The 24,580-nt window shown below is 73.1% G+C and carries 21 protein-coding genes and 1 pseudogene; 12 read left to right on the top strand and 10 right to left on the bottom strand.

What is annotated here, in order from left to right; translation table 11 throughout:
* Positions 1-134: 134 nt before the first annotated feature.
* Positions 135-515 carry a WhiB family transcriptional regulator gene (locus ABGB05_RS12335; protein WP_347653377.1) on the bottom strand — a complete coding sequence of 127 codons (381 nt, stop codon included), beginning with the start codon at positions 513-515 and terminating at the stop codon, positions 135-137.
* A gap of 261 nt (positions 516-776) precedes the next feature.
* Here ABGB05_RS12335 and ABGB05_RS12340 point away from each other — a divergent pair, with 261 nt between their 5' ends.
* The gene (locus ABGB05_RS12340) at positions 777-1,889 is read left to right on the top strand and encodes a LuxR C-terminal-related transcriptional regulator (RefSeq protein ID WP_347653378.1); all 1,113 of its coding nucleotides are present in this window, start codon (positions 777-779) and stop codon (positions 1,887-1,889) included.
* Positions 1,890-1,992: 103 nt separating this feature from the next.
* Here the strand turns inward: ABGB05_RS12340 and ABGB05_RS12345 are convergent, their stop codons facing one another.
* Positions 1,993-2,400, bottom strand: coding sequence for a DUF5319 domain-containing protein (locus ABGB05_RS12345; RefSeq protein ID WP_347653379.1), 408 nt, complete (start codon positions 2,398-2,400; stop codon positions 1,993-1,995).
* A 271-nt stretch (positions 2,401-2,671) separates the two neighbouring features.
* Between ABGB05_RS12345 and guaB the strand changes: the two genes are divergently transcribed.
* From guaB to ABGB05_RS12360, 3 genes are all read left to right on the top strand, one after another.
* Positions 2,672-4,234 carry an IMP dehydrogenase gene (gene guaB / locus ABGB05_RS12350; RefSeq protein WP_347653421.1) on the top strand — a complete coding sequence of 521 codons (1,563 nt, stop codon included), beginning with the start codon at positions 2,672-2,674 and terminating at the stop codon, positions 4,232-4,234.
* A 62-nt stretch (positions 4,235-4,296) separates the two neighbouring features.
* Positions 4,297-5,415 (top strand): GuaB3 family IMP dehydrogenase-related protein, encoded by a 1,119-nt coding sequence (locus ABGB05_RS12355; RefSeq protein WP_347653380.1) that lies wholly within the window; start codon positions 4,297-4,299, stop codon positions 5,413-5,415.
* Between the two features lie 167 nt (positions 5,416-5,582).
* Positions 5,583-6,860 carry a M1 family metallopeptidase gene (locus ABGB05_RS12360; RefSeq protein ID WP_347653422.1) on the top strand — a complete coding sequence of 426 codons (1,278 nt, stop codon included), beginning with the start codon at positions 5,583-5,585 and terminating at the stop codon, positions 6,858-6,860.
* 24 nt (positions 6,861-6,884) lie between these two features.
* On the opposite strand, the gene ABGB05_RS12365 is transcribed toward ABGB05_RS12360, so the two are convergent.
* Positions 6,885-7,298, bottom strand: coding sequence for a sensory rhodopsin transducer (locus ABGB05_RS12365; protein WP_347653381.1), 414 nt, complete (start codon positions 7,296-7,298; stop codon positions 6,885-6,887).
* Positions 7,295-8,485, bottom strand: coding sequence for a D-arabinono-1,4-lactone oxidase (locus ABGB05_RS12370; RefSeq protein ID WP_347653382.1), 1,191 nt, complete (start codon positions 8,483-8,485; stop codon positions 7,295-7,297). Before ABGB05_RS12370 ends, ABGB05_RS12365 begins: the two co-directional genes overlap by 4 nt.
* 98 nt (positions 8,486-8,583) lie before the next feature.
* Here ABGB05_RS12370 and ABGB05_RS12375 point away from each other — a divergent pair, with 98 nt between their 5' ends.
* The gene (locus ABGB05_RS12375; protein WP_347653383.1) at positions 8,584-9,105 is read left to right on the top strand and encodes a pyridoxamine 5'-phosphate oxidase family protein; all 522 of its coding nucleotides are present in this window, start codon (positions 8,584-8,586) and stop codon (positions 9,103-9,105) included.
* A 159-nt stretch (positions 9,106-9,264) separates the two neighbouring features.
* Here the strand turns inward: ABGB05_RS12375 and ABGB05_RS12380 are convergent, their stop codons facing one another.
* A complete protein-coding gene (locus tag ABGB05_RS12380) occupies positions 9,265-9,579 on the bottom strand; it encodes a barstar family protein (protein WP_347653384.1) in 315 nt (104 codons plus the stop codon).
* Between the two features lie 351 nt (positions 9,580-9,930).
* Positions 9,931-11,010 carry an LCP family protein gene (locus ABGB05_RS12385; protein WP_347653385.1) on the bottom strand — a complete coding sequence of 360 codons (1,080 nt, stop codon included), beginning with the start codon at positions 11,008-11,010 and terminating at the stop codon, positions 9,931-9,933.
* Positions 11,011-11,254: 244 nt separating this feature from the next.
* Here ABGB05_RS12385 and ABGB05_RS12390 point away from each other — a divergent pair, with 244 nt between their 5' ends.
* Positions 11,255-12,904, top strand: coding sequence for a GMC family oxidoreductase (locus tag ABGB05_RS12390; protein WP_347653386.1), 1,650 nt, complete (start codon positions 11,255-11,257; stop codon positions 12,902-12,904).
* A 64-nt stretch (positions 12,905-12,968) separates the two neighbouring features.
* Positions 12,969-14,522, top strand: coding sequence for a glutamine-hydrolyzing GMP synthase (gene guaA / locus ABGB05_RS12395; protein ID WP_347653387.1), 1,554 nt, complete (start codon positions 12,969-12,971; stop codon positions 14,520-14,522).
* Between the two features lie 6 nt (positions 14,523-14,528).
* Here guaA and ABGB05_RS12400 read toward each other — a convergent pair whose 3' ends face one another.
* The gene (locus ABGB05_RS12400) at positions 14,529-14,867 is read right to left on the bottom strand and encodes a PspC domain-containing protein (protein WP_347653388.1); all 339 of its coding nucleotides are present in this window, start codon (positions 14,865-14,867) and stop codon (positions 14,529-14,531) included.
* A 170-nt stretch (positions 14,868-15,037) separates the two neighbouring features.
* Here ABGB05_RS12400 and ABGB05_RS12405 point away from each other — a divergent pair, with 170 nt between their 5' ends.
* The 3 genes from ABGB05_RS12405 (at position 15,038) to ABGB05_RS12415 (ending at position 18,410) form a co-directional block, all read left to right on the top strand.
* The gene (locus ABGB05_RS12405; protein ID WP_347653389.1) at positions 15,038-16,009 is read left to right on the top strand and encodes an NUDIX domain-containing protein; all 972 of its coding nucleotides are present in this window, start codon (positions 15,038-15,040) and stop codon (positions 16,007-16,009) included.
* 103 nt (positions 16,010-16,112) lie between these two features.
* Complete coding sequence (locus tag ABGB05_RS12410) at positions 16,113-17,114, top strand: NUDIX domain-containing protein (protein WP_347653390.1); 1,002 nt, start codon at positions 16,113-16,115, stop codon at positions 17,112-17,114.
* Positions 17,115-17,480: 366 nt separating this feature from the next.
* Positions 17,481-18,410: a phosphatidylcholine/phosphatidylserine synthase gene (locus tag ABGB05_RS12415; RefSeq protein ID WP_347653423.1), complete on the top strand. Its 930-nt coding sequence runs from the start codon at positions 17,481-17,483 to the stop codon at positions 18,408-18,410.
* Between the two features lie 95 nt (positions 18,411-18,505).
* Here ABGB05_RS12415 and ABGB05_RS12420 read toward each other — a convergent pair whose 3' ends face one another.
* The 3 genes and pseudogenes from ABGB05_RS12420 to ABGB05_RS12430 form a co-directional block, all read right to left on the bottom strand.
* Positions 18,506-19,759, bottom strand: coding sequence for a phosphatidylserine decarboxylase (locus tag ABGB05_RS12420; protein WP_347653391.1), 1,254 nt, complete (start codon positions 19,757-19,759; stop codon positions 18,506-18,508).
* Between the two features lie 499 nt (positions 19,760-20,258).
* A pseudogene (locus ABGB05_RS12425) lies at positions 20,259-20,447 on the bottom strand (hypothetical protein); the annotation flags it as partial.
* Complete coding sequence (locus ABGB05_RS12430; RefSeq protein ID WP_347653392.1) at positions 20,444-22,195, bottom strand: PspC domain-containing protein; 1,752 nt, start codon at positions 22,193-22,195, stop codon at positions 20,444-20,446. The gene ABGB05_RS12430 and the pseudogene ABGB05_RS12425, both read right to left, overlap by 4 nt.
* A 203-nt stretch (positions 22,196-22,398) precedes the next feature.
* Between ABGB05_RS12430 and ABGB05_RS12435 the strand changes: the two genes are divergently transcribed.
* Positions 22,399-23,643 carry a PspC domain-containing protein gene (locus tag ABGB05_RS12435; protein ID WP_347653424.1) on the top strand — a complete coding sequence of 415 codons (1,245 nt, stop codon included), beginning with the start codon at positions 22,399-22,401 and terminating at the stop codon, positions 23,641-23,643.
* 5 nt (positions 23,644-23,648) lie between these two features.
* Complete coding sequence (locus ABGB05_RS12440; RefSeq protein WP_347653393.1) at positions 23,649-24,329, top strand: response regulator transcription factor; 681 nt, start codon at positions 23,649-23,651, stop codon at positions 24,327-24,329.
* Positions 24,330-24,580 lie beyond the last annotated feature (251 nt).

The raw sequence follows: 24,580 nt of genomic DNA on the forward strand, positions 1-24,580 counted from the left end.
CCGGGTCGGACAAGTTGATCTTATGGCCAGTTGATCACCATGGCGTTACGACGAAAGGTGCGGAAGATAACCGAACGCCCGTGGCCCCGCCGGTTGACGGGGCCACGAAGACACGGTGAGATGCCGGCGACCGGTCAGGCCGAGCGCTGCTCCGGCACGGTGGACCGGAACGGGCGGCCCAGCCGGGCCTCCAGGCGGCCGACGTCGACCCGGCTGCGCCGGCGGTCGGCCAGATCCTCCCAGCCGACGGCGAGCAACCGGAGCCGCTCGGACTCGCTGAACCCGCCCCAGACGCCGTACGGCTCCCGTACCGTCAGGGCGTGCGCGGCGCACTCGGCGCGGACCGGGCAGGTCCCGCAGACCGCCTTGGCGCCGGCCTCCCGACGGCTGCGCGACGATCCCCGCTCGCCGTCCGGGTGGAAGAACTGGGCGGTGTCGCGTCCCCGGCAGGCGCCGAGGCGCTGCCAGTCCCAGAGATCGACGATCGGCCCAGGCAGCCTGCGTACGTTCGACATCAGCACCCTCCCTCCGCGCGGCACCGCGTGACAACACAGCCGGGTCGGAGTCCGGGCGGCGGGCCGCGCAGGCGCACCGATCCGACCTAGGGCCTCCCGGTACCCCGCCCGTCGACGGCTCACACGTAACTGATCGCGAAGTTCTTCCCCCAGTCGCGCCCCGTGGGGCGAATCGTCCAAAAAGTTTGTGGTTCATCCGTGGAAACTCATCATGATCATTCGTTGCCGTGGTCTCCTCGTTGCGGAGAGGAGGGAAGCAGCGTGCGTACCGTGCTTGTCTGCGTCCGGACCCCGCTCGCCGCGCAGAACGTCGCGGCCGCGGCAGCCCGGCTCGGGGTCGCCTCGGCGGTCCGTACCGCGGTGTCCGATCCCGAGGCGATGCTGCGGCTCGCCGAACGTCCGGTGGACGTGGTGCTCGCCGACACCGCCCTCACCCGCCCGGACAGCGTCGGATTCACCCGGCGGGTCCTGGCCCGCTCACCCGGAGCGGCGATCCTGCTGCTCGGGACGGAGGAGCCGGCCGCGGCCGCGGCGGCGATCGCCGCCGGGGCCCGAGGGCTGATCCAGGGCGGCGACAACGACCTGGTCAGTGTGGTGGCCAAGGCCATCCTGCTGCTCGGCACCACCGGCCGGGCCGGACGGCCCGGCGGGCCACCGGCCGCCGGCGCGGGCGTGGCCGGCGGCGCCCTGCCGGCGGGCAGCGCCGGTGTGCCCGGGGCGGCCGGACCGGGTCGCCCCGGCGAAGCCGGCCAGGGCGGCGGTGCCGCGGCGAGCGGTCACCGGATCGGCAGCGTGCTGCGGGCCCCGGGCACCGCCCCGGATCCGCTCGGCCCGGGTGGGTCCGTTCCGCCGGGCACTGCCGGTCCCGGGAACACCGCCGACCGGCCCGGCACCGACGAGGGACCGCGTGGCGGCCCCGGGGGTATTCCGGGCGAGTCGACCGGGCCGGCGATGGTGCCGGCGCAACGTGGGGACGATCCGGACAGTGCGGCTGATCCGGCCGCTTCCGGGCCGACACTGCCCGGTGGGGTCGCGCCGACCGGCGGCGCCCCGACGGGGGCCGAGCCGGCCGGACGGGCGGCCCCGGATCCCCGGGGACGTGGCGGTCCGGGCGGCGCCGACTCCCGCACCGGGGAGCCCGGCCGTCCCGAACCGGACCGGGTCGCGCCACCCCGGCGCCCGCTGCTCACCGAACGGGAGATGCAGGTGCTGGTCGGGATGGCCGACGGCAAGAGCAACGCGGAGATCGGGCGGGAGCTGTTCGTCTCCGAGGACACCGTCAAGACCCACGCCCGTCGACTGTTCCGCAAGCTCGGCGCCCGGGACCGGGCGCACGCCGTGGCGGCCGGCTTCCGGGCCGGGCTGGTCGCCTGAGCCCCCGGTCGTACCCGGCCGGGTGCGACCGGCGGGGTCGGTCGGCCGGACGGCGGATCGGCCGGGCGGGGTCCGGTCAGCGGACGTCAGGGCCGGCGGCCGGTCACGGCTCGGCGTCGCTCTCGTCGGCGGCCTCGGTCAGGGTGTCGTGCACCCCGTCGGCGTAGCCCCGGGCGTACTCCCAGGTGACATAGTGGTCCGGGTCGGGGTCGTACGCCGGCTCGTGCACCCGGGGCCGGCCCGAGTTGAGCAGGTGGCGCAGGTTGCCCCGGAGCAGGTCCCAGTCGAAGTAGTGCGGCTCGCGGCAGTCCTCACACTCGATCACGAGGCCGCGTACCCCGACCGGACCCAGCAGCGCCTGGTAAATTTCCAGGTCGGCGAGGTCCTCCAGGACGTCCTGGCGCTCGACCTCGGTGAGCGGGTCGAGTTCGGCCTCCTCGGCCGGGTCGCTCAGGCCGGCGGAGGGATCGGCGGGGTCACCGTTGAACGGGTCGATCGGCTCCTCGTGCACCCCTCCACCGTAGTCCCCACACCCGTCGGCGTGGTCACCCGTTGTGGCCTGTACCGCCGCCCCGGCCGCGCCCACGCCGGTCGGACCGGCCAGTGGGTACGATGAACCATCGCGTCGCCAGCCTGGGCGGGGCGCTGACGCGCCCCGCGGTGCCGACGTGACCCGTCCGACGACCCCGCCGGTTCGACCGGTACGACGTCGACGGGTCGCCGGCGCGGATCGCCCACACGACCAGCAGACCGCCCACACCGACAGCCGCAGGGGACACATCGTGGAGAACCGACCCACCAACGACCTTCCGCTGGGTGCCGACGCCGAGCAGCTCACCGGGCACATGCCGGAACTGCCCGCCGGTTCCGCCCGGGTGGTGCCGCTCGGGTTGACCTTCGACGACGTGCTGCTGCAGCCCGGCGAGTCCGAGATCATCCCGAGCCGGGTGAACACCATCACCCGGCTCAGCCGTAACGTCAGCCTCGCCATCCCGCTGGTCTCCAGCCCGATGGACACCGTGACCGAGGCGCGGATGGCGATCGCGATGGCCCGGCAGGGCGGCATCGGCGTCCTGCACCGCAACCTCTCGATCGAGGACCAGGCGCTCCAGGTCGACCTGGTGAAGCGCTCCGAGGCCGGCATGGTCACCCACCCGGTCACCTGCGGCCCGGACGACACCCTGCGGGACGTCGACGCGCTCTGCGGGCGCTACCGCATCTCCGGGGTGCCGGTCACCGACGCCGAGGGCACCCTGGTCGGCATCGTGACCAACCGGGACATGCGGTTCGTCACCGACGTCAACACCCCGGTCCGCGAGATCATGACCCGGATGCCGTTGATCACCGCGCGGGTCGGGGTGACCAAGGAAGAGGCCCTGGACCTGCTGCGTCGGCACAAGGTCGAGAAACTGCCGATCGTCGACGCCGACAACCGGCTGCGCGGTCTGATCACCGTCAAGGACTTCGCCAAGAGCGAGCAGTACCCGCTGGCCACCAAGGACGACGCCGGCCGGCTGCGGGTCGCCGCCGCCGTCGGGGTCGGCGAGGACGCGTACAAGCGGGCCCGGGCCCTGGTCGAGGCCGGGGTGGACGTGCTGATCGTGGACACCGCGCACGGGCACCAGCGGGCCGTGCTGGAGATGGTCGGCCGGCTGAAGAAGGACACCACGGTCGACGTGATCGGCGGCAACGTGGCGACGTACGCCGGGGCGAAGGCCCTGGTCGACGCCGGCGCCGACGCGGTCAAGGTCGGGGTCGGGCCGGGCGCCATCTGCACCACCCGGGTCGTCGCCGGGGTCGGCGTACCGCAGATCACCGCGATCATGGAGGCGGCCCGGGCCGCCCGCCCGGCCGGGGTGCCGGTGATCGGCGACGGCGGCATCCAGTACTCGGGCGACATCGCCAAGGCCCTGGTCGCCGGTGCCGACACGGTGATGCTGGGCAGCCTGCTCGCCGGCTCCGAGGAGAGCCCCGGCGAGCTGATGTTCATCAACGGCAAGCAGTACAAGGCGTACCGGGGGATGGGTTCGCTGGGCGCGATGCAGTCGCGTGGGCAGGCCCGCTCCTACTCCAAGGACCGTTACTTCCAGGACGACGTGACCAGCGAGGAGAAGCTGGTGCCGGAGGGCGTCGAGGGCCAGGTGCCGTACCGGGGGCCGCTCGCCCGGGTCGCCCACCAGCTCATCGGCGGGCTGCGGCTGGCCATGGGGTACGTCGGCGCGGAGACCGTGCCCGAGCTGCACCGCCGTGGCCAGCTGATCCGGATCACCGCCGCCGGTCTCAAGGAGAGCCACCCGCACGACATCCAGATGACGGTCGAGGCGCCGAACTACCACACCCGCTGACCCGCCAACCCCTCCACGGCGCCCCCGCACCGCCTACACCCCCTTCAACCCTGGAGTGACCCATGCGTGACGTGGTCGAGATCGGGCTGGGCAAGACCGCGCAGCGCGGCTACCACCTGGACGACATCGCGATCGTGCCGAGCCGCCGTACCCGGGATGTCGACGACGTCTCCACCGCCTGGCAGCTCGACGCGTACCAGTTCGGGATTCCCTGCGTGGGGCACCCGTCGGACGCGACCATGAGCCCCTCCTCGGCGATCGCCCTCGGCCGGCTCGGCGGCCTCGGCGTGCTGAACGTCGAGGGGCTCTGGACCCGCTACGAGGACCCGACCAAGATCCTCGAGGAGCTGGCGAACCTGGAGGAGGGGCGGGCCGCCACCCGCCGCCTGCAGGAGGTGTACGCCGAGCCGATCCGCCCGGAGCTGATCGCCGAGCGGGTCCGGCAGATGCGGGAGGGCGGCGGTACGGTCGCCGTCCGGGTCTCCCCGCAGCACACCCTCGCGCTCGCCCCGGTCATCCTCGACGCCGGCGTCGACATCCTGGTCATCCAGGGCACCATCGTCTCCGCCGAGCACGTCTCGACCACCGACGAGCCGCTGAACCTCAAGGAGTTCATCGCCGACCTCGACCTGCCGGTTGTCGTCGGCGGCTGCACCGACTACAAGACCGCGCTGCACCTGATGCGGACCGGCGCGGCCGGGGTCATCGTCGGCCTCGGCGGTGACGACTTCTCCACCACCGAGTCGGTGCTCGGCATCCGGGTGCCGATGGCGACCGCGATCGCCGACGCGGCGGCGGCCCGCCGCGACTACCTCGACGAGACCGGTGGCCGGTACGTGCACCTGATCGCCGACGGCGACCTGCAGACCTCCGGCGACATCGCCAAGGCGCTCGGCTGTGGCGCGGACGCGGTGATGCTCGGCGAACCGCTCTCGCTCTGCGACGAGGCGCCGGCCGCCGGAGCCTGGTGGCACCCGGCGGCCAGCCACCCGAAGCTGCCCCGGGGCGCGTACGGGGTGGCCGGCGAGCCGCTCGGCTCGATGGAGCAGCTGCTCTTCGGCCCGGCCGACGACCCGGAGGGGCAGCTCAACCTCTTCGGCGGGCTGCGCCGGGCGATGGCCAAGTGCGGCTACCGGGACCTGAAGGAGTTCCAGAAGGTCGGCCTGGTCCTCGACCGCTGACCACGGTCGTTGAACCGGTGGTGACGACAACCCGACGTACGCTGGCCGGCGCGCTGGTCGCGACGCTGTTGGCGGTCTCGACCGGCGGCTGCACCGGCAGCCGCCGGTCCGGCCCGGACCATGCCGACGCGTACCGTCCCGGGGCGGCCGGCCTCGGTGACCCGTACCTGCCGACGGCCGGTAACGGCGGCTACGACGTGGCCGGCTACCAGCTCAAACTCCGGTACGACCCGGCGACCGACCAGCTCGACGGCGAGGCGACCATCGAGGCGACCGCCACCCAGAACCTGTCCCGGTTCAACCTGGACCTGGCCGGGCTGACCGTGTCGTCGGTACGGGTCGACGACGTCGAGGCCGCCCACAGCCGGGACGGCGCCGAACTCGTGGTCACCCCGGCGGCCGGGCTGCCGACCGGGAAGCGGTTCACCGTCCGGGTCGGCTACGCCGGTCGACCCGCCCTGATCGACAGCTCCGACCTCGGCACCGGCGGCCTGCTGCACACCCGGGACGGGGCGATCGCGCTCGGCCAGCCGGAGGCGGCGAGCACCTGGTTCCCGGTCAACGACCACCCGCTGGACAAGGCGACGTACCAGCTCGAGGTCACCGTCCCGGACGGGCTCGCCGCGCTCAGCAACGGCGTGCCGGGCGAGCGGTCGGCGGCCGACGGCTGGACGACCTGGCGCTGGTCCGAGCGGTCGCCGATGGCGAGCTACCTGACCACGCTGGTGATCGGGCGCTACCGGGTGAACAGCGGCAGCCACGGCGGCCGGCCGCTGGTCACCGCGGTCGCGGCGGGCCTGCCGCGCGGCGGTCCGGCGGAACGTTCGCTTGCCCGGACCGGTGAGATCGCCGACTTTCTCGCCGGCCTGTTCGGGCCGTACCCGTTCGAGGCGTACGGCGGGATCGCCGTCGACGACGACCGGATCGGGTACGCCCTGGAGACCCAGTCCCGACCGGTCTACGGTCCGGCGTTCTTCACCAGCGCGCCGAACCCGACGGTGGTGGCGCACGAGATCGCCCACCAGTGGTTCGGGGACAGTGTCTCGGTCCGGAGCTGGGCCGACCTCTGGCTGAACGAGGGCTTCGCCAGTTATGCCGAGTGGCTCTGGACCGAACACGACGGCGGCGAATCCGTGCGGTCGGCCTTCGAGCAGGAGTACGCCGCCACGGACTGGAGCCAGCCGGCGCTGGACCCGGGACGGGCGGGACTGTTCGGCCGGGCGGTCTACAAACGCGGGGCGCTGACCGTGCACGCGTTGCGGCGTACCGTCGGCGACGAGACGTTCTTCCGGATCCTGCGCGGTTGGACGGAGCACAAGCGGGACGGCAACGCCGACACCGCCGAGTTCGTCGGGTACGCCGAACAGGTCTCCGGGCGGCAGTTGGACGACCTTTTCGACGCCTGGCTGACCGGCACCACCGCGCCGCCGCTGCCCGCCGGATAGCGGCGGTGGTCGGGCCCGTCCGACCTAGCCGGCCGGGTACGCCAGGGTGGTGGTGATCGCCAGCGCACCCGGCAGCCGGGTGTCCTGGCGGCCGAACTGCACCACCACCGGGGTGTTCGACCGCAGCACACAGCCGAACGGCCGGTCCAGCACCAGCGCCTCGGGATCGATCAGGTCGTTGAACCGGACATGCCGGATCCGTCGGGCCGGCACGTCCACCCGGTACGGCCCGACCGGTTCCCGGTCCTCGTAGTAGATGGTCAGGGTGAGGTCGGCGGGCTCGTCCGTCGCGTTCAGCACACAGAGCTCGTCGAAGCTGGTGAAGGCCGGCTCCGGGCCGTTGCTGGGAAACGGGATCCGGCCGGCGGGCACCACCCAGACCCGGTGCCCGGGGTGCGGGCCGGAGGGGGCGGGTGGGCGGCCGTTGGCGGTGGTCACGCCGGCTCCAACAGCCGGGCCAGGTCCGGGGTGAGGAAAACCCCGTCCGGGTCGAGCCGGCGGCGGATCCGGCCGAAGGCGTCCCAGCCCGGATAGAGCGGCCGGAGTTCGGCCGCGGTCAGCGAGTGCTTCTTGCCCCAGTGCGGGCGGCCGCCGTGTCGCCGCAGGACCGTCTCCACGTCGGCGAAGTACTCGTCGTGCGGCAGTGACGTGTTCTGCAGGCAGGCGATGGTGGTGGTGGCCCGGCCGTACGCGTTGCTGAGCGGGATGTCGTCCGCCGCCACGGTCCGGACCAGCACCCGCCAGCCGACGTACCGGCGGTGCCGTTCCCTGATCCGCTGACGGAGTTCGGCGAAGCAGGCCCGGAACTCCGTCGACGGGAGCATGTACTCGATCTCCTCGAACCGCAGGTCCCGGTGTCGGGGAATGTTCCGGTGGCTGGATCCGGTGACGTCCTGCCGGTACGGCCCGGGTGGACGCAGCTGCGGCTCCTCGCCGACCAGGTTCAGGGTCCGGACCTGGGTCAGGTCGCTGCGCGGATACCAGTAGAAGTCCATGTTCCGGTTCTCCCGTTGCAGCTGCGCCAGGTGGTCGAGGGTCCAGTCCAGGTCGGCGCACCAGGTGCGGCGGCGCAGTTCGTAGACCGGGGTGAGCCGCAGCGTGATCCGGGTGAGCACGCCGAGTACGCCGAGGGAGAGCCGGACGGCGGGCAGCAGTTCGGGGTTGCGGTCGGCGGAGATCTCCAGCACCTCGCCGGTGCCGGTGACCAGCCGGGCACCGGCGACCTGGGTGGAGAGGTTGCCGAATTGCAGCCCGGTGCCGTGGGTGCCGGTGGCGGTGGCGCCGGCGATCGTCTGCAGGTCGATGTCGCCGAGGTTGTCCATGGCCAGCCCGGCGTCGTACAGCCGTTCGCCGAGGTCCCGCAGTTGGCTGCCGGCCCCGACGGTTGCCTGCCGGCGGTGGTGGTCCTCGTCGAGGAGGCCGGCGAGCCGGCGCAGGTCGAGCAGGAGGCCGTCGGTACGGACCAGCGGGCTGGAGGAGTGCCCCGACCCGACCGGCCGGATGGTGGTGCCGTCCTCCCGGGCCCGGTGGACCAGCGCCCGGACCTCGTCCTCGCTCTCCGGTACGACGTAGCCGCCGGGAACGAAGCGCAGACTGCCCGACCAGTTGCGCCACTCCCCGGGCATCTCGTCCACCTCCGCCGTCGGCGGCGGTTACCCCGGTCCCCGGAGGCGAAACCGCGCCCTGGCTGTCCGATTGCCGGGGCCGGCTGCCAGGATGTCTCATGCCCGTGACAAACCCCTGGCTGGCCGGCCCGGCACCGAAGCGGCGACTGTCCCGCGAACGCCTCGAGGAACGGATCCTCAACCTGCTGTCGTCACAGAACATGTGTGTGCTGGCGACCGGCGGCCCGGACGGTCCGCTGGCCACCCCGGTCCGCTACTTCCACCTCGACTTCGCGCTGCTGTTCACCGCCGAGGCGTCGTCGCCGAAGATGCGCAACATCGCCGCCGACCCACGGGTGTCGCTGGGGGTCTTCGCCCCGCTGGTCGGCCAGGCGAGCAGCCGCGGTGCCCAGCTCTTCGGCCGGGCCCGGGTGCTGACCGCCGACCACGAGGAGTTCGCGCACTACTGGCCGGCGTACCGCTGGCAGGCCGACCACGTCGAACGCTCCCGCGACCTGGCCGAGCCACCGGCCGGGCCGCTGGTCGTGGTGGACGCCGAACGGATCGTCTACACCGAACACTGGCTCCGTCGCGACGGCTACGCCCCGCGTCAGTTCTGGACCCGTCCCGACGAACCGTAGCCGTGTCACCTGCCGAGGTCGGAGGCGTCAGCCCGGTCGACGATATGACTCTGAGGCATAAAAATGACTCTGCGGCATATCGCCACGCCGACACGTGCTTCCGGTCGGCAGAACACACCGTCGGCCGTCGGCCAGGCGAGACAACGCCCCGGTTTCGGCTCAGCGCAGTTCGACCTTGACGCCGTACTCGTCCAGCAGGCCGAGCAGGTCATCCAGGGTGATCGCCGGATGGTGATCCCGACGGTCGTAGCCGGGGGCCACATGTGTCCGGGCCACCGCCGAGTGGTTCCAGACCAACCGGAACGGCCGCCCGGCGCCCCACCCGCCGCGCAGACAGCCGTCCAGCGCGTCCAGGTTGTAGCCGAAGTATCCGCCGGGGCCGTTGACCGCCTCTCCGATCGCGCAGTAGAAGCCCTCCACGTTGCTGACGTACCGTCCGTCGAGGTGGTACGTCCGCCCAGGGGGACGGTCCAAGTCGTGAGAACGATGGGCACCCGGCGCCGTAGTCCTGACAGTCCGGCGGTGCCGGCCGGTCGGGGTGGTGGATCGGGTCGACCACGATGTTGCCCAGCCAGGCGTCGTCGGTGCCGACCCCGGCCAACGCGGTGCGCACCGGCCCGGCCGGTTCACAGCCGAGCAGGGTGTAGTGCTCGGGCTCCGGTGGCGGCTCCGGCTCGACGAACAGACCATCGATCTGCGCACAGAGGCCCAGGAGCACCGGTGCGTCGTCGCGGTACTCGTCCACCAGCAGGTAACGCGGCGGAACCTCCTGGTCCCAGCTCCACCGCTGGGTCGACGGGTCCGCCAGCCGTCCCTTCTCGAGGCTCACCGTTTGACGACCAGCTTCGGGTTGTCGGCCAGGAACTCGGCGGCCCGGCCGGCGCGCAGCTCCGAGATGAATTTCCGGCTCGTCGTGGTGAGCTGTTCACCCCGGTACGCGCTGCCGGTGCCGAGCCCACCGCCGGGCAGGTCGACCAGGGTGATCGCCTCCGGCCGCAGTCGGCTGAGGGCGTACCCGAACTCGACGATCTCGCGGCCGTTGCCCTGGAAGGTGAGCGCGTCGTCCAGCGCGGTCACCACCTGGGTCAGCCGGGCCTGGTCGCGGGCCAGGTTCTGGTCGAGGATCTTCCCGACCAGGGCCTTGATCAGCTGCTGCTGGTGTCGCTGTCGGGCGTACCCGCCGCCTTCGGTGTAACGCTGCCGGGCGTAGTCCAGCGCCTGCCAGCCGTTCAGCTTCCGGGTGCCCTTCTCGTACACCATCTGCGGGCCGACGTAGCCGCCGCCGCGCAGTTCACGGTGGGTGCCGTCCGGTTCCCGGTGCCGGGACACCACCCGCTGGTCGATGTAGAGCTCGACCCCGCCGAGCGCGTCGACCAGGTTGTCGAAACCGCCGAAGGTCAGCACCGCGCCGGCGTCGAACCGCTTGATGCCGGTGTAGTCGCCGACCGTACGGGCCAACAGTTCGTAACCCTGCTCGGTGCTCGGCTCCTTCTCCTTACCCGGTACCCGACTGCCGTAGCTCATCGCGTGGGTCAGTTTGGTCCGCTCGCCGGGGAAGTTCGCCTTGCGGAACGCCGGGATCTGCACCACCAGGTCACGGGGGAGCGCGAACAGGTACGCCTGGTCCAGGGTCCGGGTGACGTGCAGGATCAGCACCGCGTCGGCGTGCGGTTCCCAACCCGGCACGCTGACCCGGGTGTCCACCCCGACCAGCAGCAGGTTCAGCGGGCCGGTGAGGTCCGCGCCCGGTTCCGGGGTCGGCGTCGGGGTGGGGGTCGGAATCGGTGCGGCACTCGGCGACGGGGTGCCCGGCCCGGCCGTCGGTGCCGTCCCGCCACCCCACTGCCGGGTGGCGGCGTACGCCCCGCCGGCCAGGAGCACCACGACCGCCACGGTCGCCCCCACCCAGACGGTCCGGTGTCGACGGCCCGGTCTGCCGGAAGCCTTCCCGCCGTTGGTTCCCCCGTTGCCCGCCACCCGTCCCACTTCCCTTCGGCACCGGCGGTCTGCCAGGACCGGCCGTGTAACTCAAGACGTTCCGGCACACGTTTGCGTTGCACCGACAAGACGGTGCGGCCGTACGGCCGCAGGAGATGATCACCGACTGGCCTCTGGCGCGACAGGGACCGATCGGCCAATGATGGCCGACATGGGCAACGCCACCGGGTACGACGTGGTGGTCATCGGCTCCGGCTTCGGCGGCGCCGTGGCCGCGCTGCGGCTGGCCGAGAAGGGCTACTCGGTCGCCGTCCTGGAGGCGGGCCGACGGTTCGCCGACCACGAACTGCCGAAGACCTCGTGGCGGCTGCGCCGGTACCTGTGGGCACCCGCGCTCGGCTGCTACGGCATCCAGCGGCTCACCCTGCTCCGGTCGGCCGGTCGTCGGGCGGGTTCGGGTGCCCCGGCCCGGGTACTGGCACTGCACGGTGCCGGGGTCGGCGGCGGGTCACTGGTCTACGCCAACACCCTCTACGAGCCACTGCCCGAGTTCTACGACGATCCCCAGTGGAGGGACATCGCCGACTGGCGGACCGAACTCGCCCCGCACTACGCGACCGCGAAACGGATGCTCGGCGTGACGACGTACCCGATCGACACCGCGGCGGACCGGGCGATGCGGGCGGTGGCGGACCGGATGGGGGTCGGGGACAGCTTCCGGCCCACCCCGGTCGGGATCCACCTCGGTCGACCGGGGGAGCGGGTTCCCGACCCGTACTTCGGCGGCGCCGGACCGGACCGTACCGGCTGCCTGCACTGCGGCGCCTGCCTGACCGGCTGCCGGCACGGCGCCAAGAACAGCCTGGTGAAGAACTACCTCTGGCTGGCCGAACGGCTCGGGGTGCAGATCCTGCCGCTGACCACCGCGGTCGCCGTCCGGCCCGCGCCGTCCGGCGACGGCTACCACGTCGAGACGGTACGCACCGGCGCCTGGCCGGTACGGCGACGGCGGGTGATCGCCGCCGGACAGGTGGTCTTCGCGGCCGGCACGGTCGGCACCCAGCGGCTGCTGCACCGGATGCGGGCGACCGGGGCGCTGCCGAACATCTCGTCCCGGCTCGGCGTGCTCACCCGGACCAACTCGGAGGCGATCGTCGGCGCCGCCGTACCCAACGGGACGGCCCGCCGGGGCGCCGTCGACTTCACCGAGGGGGCGGCGATCACCAGTTCCTTCCACCCCGACCCGCGGACCCACGTCGAACCGGTCCGGTACGGCCCGGGCGCGAACGCGATGGGACTGCTGCTCACCGCGCTGGTCGACGGCGGTCCGGGGCAACGGCGCCGCTGGCTGGCCGCGCTGGCCCGTCGCCCGCTCGGCTACCTGCCGCCGTGGTCGGTCCGGAACTGGTCCCGGCGCAGCGTGATCGCCCTGGTCATGCAGTCGCTCGACAACTCGGTGACGGTGCACTACCGGCGTACCCGGTGGGGCCGGGAACGGCTGGCGACCAGCCAGGGGCACGGCGCGCCGAACCCGAGCTGGCTGCCGGCCGCGAACCGGGCCGCCCGGCTGCTCGCCGAGGAGATCGGCGGGGTTCCGGGCGGGCCGCTGACCCAGCCGTTCGGCGTGGCGATCACCGCCCACCTGCTCGGCGGGGCGGTGCTCGGGGCCACCCCGGACGACGGGGTGGTCGACCCGTACCACCGGGTCTTCGGGCATCCGGGCCTGCACGTGCTGGACGGGTCGGCGGTCTGCGCGAACCTCGGGGCGAACCCGTCGCTGACCATCGCAGCCCTGGCCGAGCGGGCGCTCGCGCACTGGCCGAAACGCGGCGACCCCGATCCCCGCCCACCCCAGCTGTGACGTCCTGCCACACCCGCCACGGCGGTTTCCGCACCCCGACCGACGCTGGGTAGGCTTCGTACACATGAACACGCCGCGCCCGGTCCTGGTGGTGGACTTCGGAGCCCAGTACGCCCAGCTCATCGCCCGTCGGGTACGGGAGGCCAGGGTCTACTCGGAGATCGTCCCGCATTCGATGCCGGTGGCCGAGATGCTCGCGAAGGATCCGGCCGCGATCATCCTCTCCGGCGGTCCGGCCAGCGTCTACGCGCCCGGCGCCCCCCAGGTCGACCCGAAGCTCTTCGACGCCGGCGTGCCGGTCTTCGGGATCTGCTACGGCTTCCAGGCGATGGCCCAGGCGCTCGGCGGCACGGTCGAGCACACCGGCGGCCGGGAGTACGGCGGCACGAACCTCCGCCCCCGGGGCGACGAGACTGTCCTGTTCCGCGAGCTTCCCGACGAGTTGTCCGTCTGGATGAGCCACGGTGACTGTGTGACCGCCGCGCCGGCCGGGTTCACCGTGACCGCCGAGTCGGCGGGTGCGCCGGTCGCCGCGTTCGAGGACCTCGCCGGCCGTCGGGCCGGCACCCAGTTCCACCCGGAGGTCGAGCACACCGCGTACGGCCAGCGGATGCTGGAGCGCTTCCTCTACGACGTCGCCGGCATCGCGCCGACCTGGACGCCGGAGAACATCATCGACGAGCAGGTGGCGCAGATCCGGGCCGCCGTCGGTGACAAGGAGGTCATCTGCGCCCTCTCCGGCGGGGTCGACTCGGCGGTCGCCGCCGCGCTGGTCCACAAGGCGGTCGGTGACCAGCTCACCTGTGTCTTCGTCGACCACGGTCTGCTGCGCGCCGGCGAGGCCGAGCAGGTGGAGCAGGACTACGTCGCGGCCACCGGGATCAAGCTGAAGGTGGTCGACGCCGAGGAGCGCTTCCTCGGCGCGTTGGCCGGGGTGACCGACCCGGAACAGAAGCGCAAGATCATCGGCCGGGAGTTCATCCGGGTCTTCGAGGCGGCGGCCCGTGAGGTCGCCGCCGCCGGGGACGTCGAGTTCCTGGTCCAGGGCACGCTCTACCCGGACGTGGTGGAGTCCGGCGGCGGCACCGGCACCGCCAACATCAAGTCCCACCACAACGTCGGCGGTCTGCCCGAGGACCTGAAGTTCGCCCTGGTGGAGCCGCTGCGCACGCTCTTCAAGGACGAGGTGCGCCAGCTCGGCCTGGCTCTCGGGCTGCCCGAGGCGATGGTCTGGCGGCACCCGTTCCCCGGGCCGGGGCTGGCCATCCGGATCATCGGTGCGGTGGACCGGGAGCGGCTCGACCTGCTCCGGGCCGCCGACCTGATCGCCCGGGAGGAGCTCACCGCGGCCGGCCTGGACCGGGACGTCTGGCAGTTCCCGGTGGTGCTGCTGGCCGACGTGCGCAGCGTCGGGGTGCAGGGCGACGGCCGGACGTACGGCCACCCGGTCGTACTCCGGCCGGTCTCCAGTTCCGACGCGATGACCGCGGACTGGTCCCGGTTGCCGTACGACGTGATCGCCCGGATCTCCACCCGGATCACCAACGAGGTGGCCGAGGTGAACCGGGTGGTGCTCGACGTGACGAGCAAGCCCCCGGGCACCATCGAGTGGGAGTGACGGCGTTCAGCCGGAGTAGGTCGGCCCGTCCGGTGGGGTGGCCGGGGTCGGGTGCGCGCCGCCCGCCGGCTGGTGCGGCCAGGCCGGGTGCGCGCCGCCCGCCGGCGGGTGCGGCCAGGCAGGCGCGCCGGCCGGCTCCTCCGGCATCAGGAACCAGAGGACCGGGTACGCCAGCAGCGCGAAGCCGCCGGTGAAGATGACCAGCGCGGCGAAGATCACCCGGACCAGGGTCGGGTCGACGTTCAGGTAACGGCCGAGGCCGCTGGCGACGCCGGCGACCATCCGGTCCGTGGTCGGTCGACGGAGCTGCCGGTACGGGGGCTGGGTGGGCGGTGTCTGGGTCATGTCTCCACGGTCCGTCCGCCGGCCGTCGCCGTCCTCGGTGACCGCCCGGATCCCGACCCTGAGCGCCCCCTGACCCGCTGGGGCCGTTACTCCGCCGGCGTGTCGGTCTACTGTCAGGAATCCGACTCTTTTCCCCGGGCACTCAGATGATCAAGGGAGAATTCGGATCCGTGACCCCCGCGCTGGAACCGATCCGCAGGATCGCGGCGTACGCGATGTGCGCCGAGTCAACTGGTCGGGTGCTACTGGTCCGGGCCTCGTCCCGGTCCGGAACGCCCGGCGTATGGTCGCTGCCCGGCGGTGCCGTCGACCACGGCGAGGACCCGAACCACACGGTGGTCCGCGAAACAGCCGCGGAGACCGGCCTCTCCGTCGCCGTATCCGGGCTGCACGACGTCCTCGCCGACATGCGGTCGCTGCCGCACCGGGGCGTCACCATCCACACCGACCGGCTGCTGTACCGGGTCTCCGTCCGGGGCGGGACGCTCTGCGACCGGGTCGGCCAGCCGACCGACCTGGCCCGGTGGCACACCCTGGAGGAGGCCGGAAAGCTGCTGTTGCGGCCGTTCACGGCCCGGGCACTGGGCCTGCCGAGCGGGCCGATCGACCTGCACCCGGAGGAGGCACCCGAGTTCCCGTCGTTCCACGCGGTGCCCGGTCCGGACGGACTGCACCGGGCCCAGCGGTTCGCGGCGTACGCGGTCGCCACCGACCCCGACGGCCGGGTGCTGCTGACCCGGGTCGCCGACGGTTATCCCGGGGCGGGCTGCTGGCATCTGCCCGGCGGTGGTACGGACTACGGCGAGCAGCCGGGCGCCGCGCTGATCCGGGAACTCGTCGAGGAGACCGGTCAACGCGGCCGACTGGTCGAACTGATCGGGGTGGCGAGCCACCGGGACGCCGCCTCGCTGGGCCCCGAGGGCTACCCGATCGACTGGCACGGCGTACGCGCCTTCTACCGGGTGGTGGTCGACCGTCCGGCACCGCCGGTCGTCGGTGACGTCGGCGGCTCCACCTCGGAGGCCCGCTGGTTCGGGCCGGAGGAGTTGGAGGCGCTGCCTCCGGAGCGTCTCACCGAGGTCACCGCCGAGGCGGTCCGGGCCGCCCAGGTGCTGCGTCCCCAGCCCGCCCGGGCCGGCTGACCGGCGCCGGCCCGGCCACCGTCCGCCCGGTCGGGGCGGACCCGGGCGTCACCGGTCTCGCCCCGCCCTGCATGATCGATACGGCGGGCGGGAAGGGGGCGCTGTGGACCGGCGACGGAGGATCGGGGCGTACGGGCTGTGCCGGGACGGGGAGCGGGTGCTGCTCGCCCGGGGTTCCGGCGCGTGCCCGTTCCCCGGCTACTGGCAGCTGCCCGGCGGGGGTGTGGAGCACGGTGAGCACCCGACGGCGGCGCTGCTGCGCGAGTTCCGCGAGGAGACCGGACTGACCGTGGAGGTCGTCGCGCTCCGCGCCGCCGTCGCCGACGTGGTCCGGCTGGCCGGCCCCGACGGACCGGTCGCGGAGCACACCGACCGGATCATCTACGACGTCGCGGTGGCCGACGGCGCCGCGGTGGCCGGTGACAGCGGCCCGGCCGCCGACGGTGCGGACCTGGCCGCCGGCGCGGACCCGGTCGGCGCCGCCGACCTGCCCGACGTCGCCGACCCGGCCGGTGGTACCGACGCCGTCGCCTGGTTCACCCCCGCCGAACTGGTCGGGCTGCCGCTGATGCCGTTCACCGCCGAGCTGCTCGGCCGGCCGGTGAACCCGCTGCCGGAGGGCGGTCCGCCGCCGGTCGATGCCGGGACGTCCCCGGCACCGGTCGACCGTCACCAGCGCTTCGCGGCGTACGGGTTGGCCACCGACCCCGCCGGGCGGGTGCTGCTCACCCTGATCGCCGAGGGATATCCGGGTGCCGGACTCTGGCACCTGCCGGGCGGCGGCACCGACCACGGGGAGCAGCCGGCCTCCGGTCTGCTCCGGGAACTCGTCGAGGAGACCGGGCAGCTTGGCCGGGTCACCGACCTGGTGCACGTGTCACACCGGTACAGCCCGACCGAGTACGGCCCCGAGGGCCGCCCGCTGGACTGGCACGGGGTCCGGGTGGTCTACCGGATCGTGGTCGACGCCCCGACCGAGGCGAAGGTGACCGAGGCGGCGGGCGGATCGACGGCGGACGTCGCGTGGTTCACCCTGGCCGACGCCCGCGCCCTGCCCGCCACCACCGAGGTGGTGGCGGAGGTGTTACCGCTGCTGGCGGGCTGAACCCACGGCCGGTACGGCGTCGGGAGTGCGGGTCAAACGACCCCGATGACTGCTTCGGCTAGAGTTGCGGGAGGACGATTCGGCTCGCGGCGGGCGCGGCGTCCCGGGATGGGAAGGTCTGCGTGTCTGGCGCGGGTTTGGGAAGAATACCCGAACGCGGCTATCGCGAATCCCCTCCTTCTGTGCAATGGTGTAGGCCGCAAATCGGTTGCCGGCGAGCAGTTCCGGCCACCGACGGCCGGGCGACCCGGCACCAGTGGCGGACACAGTCGATCCGGTGATGGAGGAAACGTGCCGAGAGCCCCTTGGCGTCGGCGTCGTACGTCGGACAGCCCGCGCCCGGCCGGGCGCCGCTGGGCGGGGCAGCTGCGCCGCAGTGGTGCGTTCGCCCGCCAGGTCCTGCTGGTCCGGGTGGGGCGCCGTGACCCGCAGGCGGAGAGCACCGACGCCCTGGTCCGGCCCGAACCCCACTACGTGGCCGACCTCCGCCCCGAGGAGCCGTACGGGCTGGGGCCGCTGACCGCCGCGGAGATCGAATCCGTGATGCCGGTCAGCCCGGCGGTCGGATCGACCGGTCCGGTCGTCGCCGACGGTCCGGCGATGTCCATCCCGCTGCTGCCCGGCGAGCGGACCACGGCACGCCGGCTCAAGTTCACGCTGGTGAACGCCTGCACGGTGGCCAGCCTGACCCTCGGCCTGTTGGCGATCTTCCAGGCCATGCACGGCGACGTGCGGATCGCGGCGTACTGCCTGATCGCCTGCGTCGCCTTCGACGGTCTCGACGGTGCCCTGGCCCGCCGGCTGGGCGTGGCGAGCCCGTTCGGCGCCCAGATGGACTCGCTGGCCGACATGTGCTCGTTCGGTCTCGCCGCGCCGGTCGTGGTCTACGCGTCGCTGGTCGGCTCCGTCTCCACCCCGGCCGCCACGGTCGCCTGCGCGCTGGTCGCCACCTGCGCCGCGATCCGGCTGGCCCGGTTCAACGTCTCGCCCAAGGACGGCCGCTTCTTCTGCGGCGTGCCCACCACGATGGCCGCCGCGGTGCTCGCCCTGGCGGTCCTGATCGGCCTGCCGGTCTCCGGCACGGTCCAGGTCGCCGGTGTCGCGCTGCTGGCTTTCGCGATGGTCTCCAGCTTCCCGTACGCCAAGCTGGCCCGACTGATCAAGCTGCCGCCGTGGGTGTGGCTGGCCCCGGTGATCGGCGCCCTGATCGACGTCCGGCTCACCTTCACGCTTCTGGTGGTCGGCTACCTGATCAGCGGCCCGCTGCTCTGGCTGCGTCAGCGCCGGGCCGTCTGAGCCCACGCCGACCCGCCGCGACGGGCCCGGCCCCGGCGACGCACCGTACGGAACAGGCCCGGCGGAATCTCCGCCGGGCCTGTCGGCTGTCCGGCTCAGCGCCAGTGGGCGATCACCGACGACCCGCCGACGACCCGGTCACCCGGACCGACCAGCGGCTCGGCCGCGTCGGCGGGCAGGTAGACGTCGGTACGGGAGCCGAACCGGATCAGCCCGAACCGCTCGCCCCGGGCGAGCAGAGAGCCGATCGGGGCCCGCTGCACGATCCGGCGGGCGATCAGACCGGTGCGCTGGGCGACCACCACCGTGCCGTGCCCGGTCTCCAACACGGTGTACGCCGCCACGTTGTGCTCGGCGTCCGGTTTCATCGCGGCGGCGAATCCGCCGTCCGCGACGAAGTAGTCGACCACCCGTCCGGCCACCGGTGCCCGGTTGACGTGCACGTCCAGCACCGAGAGGAAAACCGCGACGCGGAGGAACTCGCCGTCGCCGAAGCGTTCGTCACGCAGCCGTTCCACCGACAGCACCTGCCCGTCGGCGGCGGCCACGATCGCCGACGGGTCCTCCGGGATGTCCCGCTCCGGATCCCGGAAGAAGGCGGCGACCGGGGCGGCGGCCAGCGCGGGCAGCAGCCAGAGCCGGGACTTCGGGCGGGCGACCCGGGTGAGGGCGGCGAGCCCGAGCGCGATCCCGGCCGCGGCGACGCCGTTGGAGTCGATGTGCATGTTCCGGGTCAGCGGCACACTCGACGTGCGGTACGCCGGCGTCAGCTCGGCCGCCGTTTCGACCTCGGCCGGGGTGAACCGGAGCCGGTGCACCCGTACCGGCGGCCGGTTGACCAGGACGAGGTCGGTGCCGACCCCGAAGAGCGCGCTCTGCCGTTCGAGTTCGCCGACGGCTCCGGGACTCTGGCCGGGCAGCGCGGTCACCGCCACGCTGAGTACGCCCCCGCCGGTCAGGTACTTGGCCAGTCCGTCCACCGTGGTCCGGGTCTCGTCGGCGCTGCCGTCCAGCGGTTCGGCGGCGATCACCACCTCCGCCGGTTCGACCTCGGCCAGCGAGTCGGCGACCCGTACCCGGCGGGCGACCCACTGCCCGAGCGTGCCGAGGTGCTGCCGCAACTGCTCCGCAGTGGACGTCTCCGCCGACACCAGGGTGAGCGTGTCGCCGGGCATCAGCGCGTCGATCGCCGCGGTCAGGACGAGCGAGTCGGGCGCGGCACCGACCAGCAGGGCGTGCTTCGCACCCTGGTGACGGGCGAGTTCGGTGGTGAGGACGCGGGCGGCGCGCTCGCCGACGCGGACCGGACGGCCTGGGCCGGTGCTGCGTACGGCGGGGGACTGGGTCATGTCGGGAGGGCTCCTCGCGAGGTCAGGACGGACGGCTGGCGGTATCGGCGCAGGCGCGGCGGACACCTTCCTCCACCGGCTGCGGCGGACGAGGTTCCACCGTCCGCGGCGGGCGACGTTCCGCCGCGCGCGGCGGTACCGGCCGGCGGAGGCGGAAACCTTCGCCGGCCAGTCTAGGCACCGCCTCCCGGAGCCGCACCGATCGTCAACGCCGCTGGTCCCACGGGTCCGGTCCGTCCTGGTCGCCGACCGGGGGTGCCGGGACGGTCCGCTCCGGCACGGTCGGGTCGTCGAACCCGTCGTCGGCGCGCGGCCCGGTCAGCGGGTCGCGGCGGGCCGGTTCGGCCCGCAGGTCGGTCAGCGTCGACTCGCTCGCGATGTCGAGCCGGACGGGGTCAGGGTCGAGCCGGACGGGGTCAGCGTCGGGCCGGGCGGTGTCAGGGTCGAGCCCGACCGGGTCGGCCGCCGCGTCGGGCCCGACCGGCCCGGTGACCTTCGCCGCCGACCGGCTGGCGCGCAGCGCGCCGATCAGCCCCAGCCCACCGACCAGGATCAGGGCCAGTGCGACGATCCAGCCGACCGCCGGCAGGGCCAGGTGCAACAGTTGGGCGAGCAGCCACCACGCCGCGAGGGCGAGGAAGATCAGGGCGAACGTCAGGGACACCCCGTCGGTCCGATGCGCCTTCATCGAGTCACCTCCGCGTAACCGGCGTCGACCGACAGGGAGATCGTCAACCTGCCACCACCCGTACCGTCGTCGCCGAGGTCGACAACCTCGCGGGTGGGTCCGCCGAAGTCGCTGTGCCGCCGGCCGAGCACGTCGGCGTCACCCGCCTGTACGTCGACCCGTACGGTCACGTCGACGGTGGGGGGCAGGATCACCCGTACCTCGCCGAGGTTGACGGCGACCCGGACCGTCGCCGCCTGGCCGGTGAAGTCGACCCGGGTCAGGTCGAGCGTGGAACTGCCGAGCCGGGTCTGGTAACTGGGGGCCAGCGCCGAGACGCTGTCCGGCGCCCAGACCACGGAGTCGTTGTGGTGCCGGCCGGCGGAGGACTCGGCGACGGTGGAGATGCCGAGGGCACAGGCCGCGACCAGGCCGAGCGCGATCAGCCAACGGGCCCGGCCGAACCAGGTGCCGACCAGCAGCCCGAGCGCGATGGTCACCAACGCGGCCGCGAAGTAGGCGGAGGGGCCGACCTTGACCACGTCGGTCAGGTCCAGGATGGCGACCAGCCCGAGCGCCACGAAGATCAGCGAGAAGGTGGCGGCACCCAGCGCGGACCGCTCCCGGGGCTTCTTCGGCGGCTTCGGCGGACGGGCCGGCGGCGGAACCGTACCGACCCCGCTGCCGGCGTACGGCCCGTGCGGTGCGAACGGTGGGCGGTAACCGGACGGCGGCACCGGTCTTGTCGGAGGCAGGGCCGCCCCGCGCAACGGCGGGGTGAACGGGGGGTACGGCGGCTGACCGGCCAGCGGTGCCGGCTGCCCGGTGACCGGTGCGCCAGGCACCGGACCCGGGGACCCGACGGGCGCCGGGATCGGACCGGCCGACCAGGGCGCCGTCGGGCCGGGGGCGGCCGGCCAGGTGGGCGCGGGTGGTGCCGAGGCCGGCCATCCGCCCGCCCCGGTGGGCGAGGTGACCCAGCCCGGCTGGCCGGGCCCGGCCGGTGGCACCGGCCCGGTCGGCGGGTGACCCGGGCCGGCGTACGGCGGCTGCGGCGGGTACGGGCCGACCCCACCCGGCGGCGCCGGCTGACCCGGGACGCCACGGTCGGAGTTCCGGTTGAGGAGCAGCGCACCGCCGATCAGCACGGCCAGGCCGAGCAGGACCGCCCGGTACGGGTCGGTGACGATGAAGCCGAACAGGACCGCGACGAGGATGCCGAGGACGAGCACCGTGACCGGGGACATGCTGGACCGGCCCCGACCCAGCATCGACTCGACCGGGGAGGCGTCGTCCCCCTCGGACGGAATGATCAGCCAGGCGGCGACGTACACCAGGATGCCGATCCCGCCGAAGAAGCCGAGCACGGCGAGCAGGACCCGCCAGAGGATCGGGTCACTGTTCGTCGCCCGACCGATCGCGGCGCAGACCCCCGCCAGGTAGCGGCCCTCGGCGGGCCGGACGAGCCCGTACCGGTAGGTGAACCCGGCGCCGGGCGGGGTCCGGCCGGCGCCGGGCGGTGGCGTCTGACCGGGTCCGGGTGGTGGTCCGCCCGGCCAGCCCGGACCGGGGGCCGGGCCGCCTGTGCCGACCGGCCCGCCCGGACCGGACGTCGGACGCGTGCCCGCGCCGGAACCGGACGTCGGGTACGTGTCGGGCTCCGGCGCCGGGGTGGCCGGTGGGGTCAGTGGTGTGGTGTCGGGTTCGTCCGGGTGCTCGGGGCCGCCCTCCGGACGCGGTCCCCCACGGGCGGCAGGGTCGTCGGTCATGCTTCGATCCTGCGCCGTACCGGGACCGCCGGCCTCAGGCGGCAACCCTGAGCCCACCCTGAGATCTTTCCCTGCCGGATGTCCGGGGAGTCCTGATGGCCGACGACCGGCGGGACGTGTGACGATCGGAGCGGCGCCGCCCACGGGTACGCCGGCCAGCCACCGGCCACCCGCGCCCGGCAGCCCCGTACGACAAGGAGTACCTGATCCGTACCGCCGAACCACCCCGCCTCTACCGCGCCCGCCACCATCGCATGGTCGCCGGCGTGGCCTCCGGCATAGCCGGACATCTGGGCCTCCCGGTGGTCCTGGTCCGGGTGGTGTTCGTCCTGCTGCTCGGGTTCAGCGGGCTGGGTCTGCTGCTCTACGCGGCGTTCTGGGCGGTGGTGCCACCCCAGCCCGGTGGTACGGAGCCCCCGCCGCGTCGCAACGTCTTCCAGTTGCTGCCGTTCGTGGCGATCGGCCTCGGGGTGATCCTGATCGAGGTCATGCTGCTGAAGTCCGGCGGCGTCTCCGGAACCGCCGGCTGGCTGGTGTCGATCATCGCGGTCGGGGCCGGGGTGATCTGGCACCAGTCCGCGCCGGAACGCCGGTGGCACTGGCGCGAGTCGCCGGTGCCGTGGCTCGGCGCGGTGGTCGAGGAGAGCGACCGGCGGGCCTTCATCCTCCGGTTCATCGGCGGCGGGCTGCTCGTCGCGATCGGCCTGATCGGGGTCGTGGCGGTCTACCGCCCGCAGGGCAACTTCGACGCGGTGATCAACGGCGTGATCTTCGCCCTGGTCGCGCTTGCCGGAGTCGCGGTGGTGGCCGCGCCCGCGCTGTGGCGGACGTACAACCAGCTGCGGGCCGAGCGGGAGGGGCGGATCCGGGAGCAGGAACGGGCCGAACTCGCCGCCATGGTGCACGACCAGGTGCTGCACACCCTCGCCCTGATCCAGCGCAACGCGGCGGACGTGAAGACCGTGCAGCGGCTGGCCCGGGGACAGGAGCGGTCGCTGCGGAACTGGCTGTACAAACCGACCGCCTCCCCGACGGAGCGGTTCGCGGCCGCGTTGGAGCAGGCCGCCGCCGAGGTGGAGGACACCTTCGCGATCACCGTGGAGACGGTGGTGGTCGGTGACCGGGAGACCGACGAGCGGGTCGGCGCGCTGGTCGCCGCGGCCCGGGAAGCGCTGGTCAACGCGGCCCGGCACGCCAAGGTGCAGACCGTGTCGCTCTACGCCGAGGTCGAGCCGGACCAGCTCAGCGTCTTCGTCCGCGATCGCGGGGCGGGCTTCGACCTGTCTACGGTGGAAGACCACCGGCACGGCGTACGTGGTTCGATCATCGGTCGGATGAAGCGGCACGGTGGGCGGGCCGAGATCCGCAGTACGCCCGGGGACGGTACCGAGGTGCGGCTGTTCCTGCCGCTGCCCCGGGAGAGCGCGACACCAGGAAAGGACAGGTAGCGACCATGGTCGAGATGGGATCGGTCGGGGAGGGCACCCCCGAGCCGCGGCGGCTGCGGGTCTTTCTCGTCGACGACCACGCGATGTTCCGGGCGGGCGTACGAGCCGAGCTGGGTACGCACGTGGAGGTCGTCGGGGAGGCGAGCACGGTGGCCGAGGCGGTCACCCGGATCGGGGTGACCGGACCGGACGTGGTGCTGCTCGACGTGCACATGCCGGACGGCGGTGGCCGGGCGGTGCTGGACGCGGTCCGGCGTACCCACCCCGAGGTGCGGTTCCTGGCGTTGAGCGTCTCGGACGCGGCGGAGGACGTGATCGGGCTGATCCGGGCGGGCGCCCGGGGGTACGTCACCAAGACCATCTCGCCTGAGGAGTTGACCGCCGCGATCCGCCGGGTCGCGGACGGCGACGCGGTCTTCAGCCCCCGACTGGCCGGTTTTGTCCTCGACTCCTTCGCGGCGCGGCCGGACGCGCCGGTCGCCGACCCGGAGCTGGACCAGCTCACCAACCGGGAACGCGAGGTGCTGCGGCTGCTGGCCCGGGGCTACGCCTACAAGGAGATCGCCAAGGAGCTTTTCATCTCCATCAAGACGGTGGAGACCCACGTCTCGAACGTGCTCCGCAAGCTCCAGATGTCGAACCGCTACGAGCTGTCCCGGTGGGCCGCCGACCGGCGACTGGTCTGAGTCGCGGCGGAGGGTCTCCGGGGCGTGTGTCGGGCGGCGACGGACCGTATTCGCTTGACATCGGAGGGCATCGAAGGGGACGCGGGTTAGGTCACAGCGGGCCCGCCACGCATCGGTGGGGATGACCGTGTCGCGGGCGTTTGAGCTGCTCAGTCCGGGATGCCAGGGGAACTGTGGATGACCGTCAACCGGCCTGAAACATAGCCGGCAACTAACGGGTTGATAACGGCACCTTTCCGCGCTAGGCGGCT

The sequence above is a fragment of the Plantactinospora sp. B5E13 genome (assembly GCF_039871775.1).
Lineage (GTDB): Bacteria > Actinomycetota > Actinomycetes > Mycobacteriales > Micromonosporaceae > Plantactinospora.